Source organism: Frankia sp. Hr75.2 (assembly GCF_949319125.1).
GTDB classification, from domain to species: Bacteria; Actinomycetota; Actinomycetes; order Frankiales; family Frankiaceae; genus Parafrankia; species Parafrankia soli.
Genome location: NZ_CASGGV010000148.1, coordinates 1 through 1448, shown reverse-complemented (window position 1 = coordinate 1448; position 1448 = coordinate 1). Strand labels below are relative to the sequence as shown.

Below are 1448 nucleotides of genomic sequence, written 5' to 3'. Positions count from 1 at the left end.
CCGGCATCGACCGAAGAGGGAGTGATCGTGAGATCCGCGAGTTCGTGGAGCGTCATGCCCGCAGGGCCGCCGAGGAGGTGGCCGAGGAACACGGTGAACGCCGCTGCGTGCTGGCCGGCCGCGTCTGTCGGCACGAGCGGAGACCGGCCGGAGATATCCATCCGCAGGCCCCGTCCCGGGCTCCCGAAGACGGAGAGATCCAGCGCACCGGTCGGGCCGGGGTTGATCAGCTCCGTGATCCCCGCGACCTTTCCGAAGACCGGTGTCGTCCTGAACATCTTGATGTTGACCGAGGGCAGCGACAGGTAGGAGAGCTCTCCTCCCTGCCAGAGACGGGCGAGCTGATGATCCTCGATCGCGGAGTTGTCCCGTAGATCCCGGACCTGCGATCCCACCACCGACAGCACCTCGGCGAAGGTGGCGCCCGGGCGCAGAGCGGTCGCGACGGGCAGCGCGCGGGCGACCGCGCCCGGCACGCGCAGCGACTCCGGCTCGCCGCGCATCATCGACGGTACCCGCACCGCGAGGTAGTCCTGGTTCCCGGCAAGGGCCGTATACAGCCCCCACGCGGTGATGACGAGATCCGTCCACGTGCTCCTTGCCTGGCGCGCCAGCGCGCGCAGGCGATCATCGGCCCCCGCCGGAAGCGCCACGGGAACAGGCCGGTACGAGAACGAAAACAGATCAGCGGGCGTGCTTCCCGTGGGCTCGGAAAACGCGTCGATAGCAAGCACATCACGCCAGTGACCGACGATGCCGGACCCACCCGGCGTCGATGCCGACCCCGCGACGAGATCCTCCAGGCGACCAAACCACCTCGGCGGCGCGGGGGTTGCATCGACCGCAGCCGAGTACAGCTCCGCGACCCGACGGATATAGAGAGACGTGCCATACCCGTCAAGCAGGAGATTATTCGTCGTGAACGACCACACCCACCCGCCGCCGACACGCTTGAACAGCGTCGACGATGTGAGATCCTCAGCCCCCGAAACCTCCCGCGCACTCACCCCGGCGCGGACCACAGACCGGATCTCCTCGTCTGTGAGCACCTCCTCGGAAACCACCGTCCGCAGAGACAGCCTCCCGCCGACCGACTGCGAAGGAGCCCCGTCATCGTCATAGATGACCGCCCGCAGCGCCTCCGTCTCCGCGAACGCCCCGCTCACCGCGTCGGCGAACGCCCCGGCATTGATAGCCCCGTCAAGCCACACCAGGTCGCACACACAGAACGCAGCAGAACCGGGGAACAACCGCTGCGCCGCCCAGTTCCCGCGCTGAGCAAACGAGAGAGGCAACCGCCTCCCACCACCCACCCCCCGACCGGAAGGCGCCTCCTCTCCAGCCGATGGACTCCCCGCATCCTCACGGGAATCCCCGCCCCCGCTCATCGCGAACCCTCACCGCGCTGACCATCCATACCACCAGTGTAGGGTAACCTAACCTAAATT

At 67.6% G+C, this 1448-nt stretch carries 1 protein-coding gene; it reads right to left on the bottom strand.

Features of this window, described 5'->3' with window-relative positions:
* The coding region (locus tag AC559T_RS12760) for a condensation domain-containing protein (RefSeq protein ID WP_498868838.1) at positions 1–1388 on the bottom strand (1388 nt) is incomplete at its 3' end.
* Positions 1389–1448: the final 60 nt, after the last annotated feature.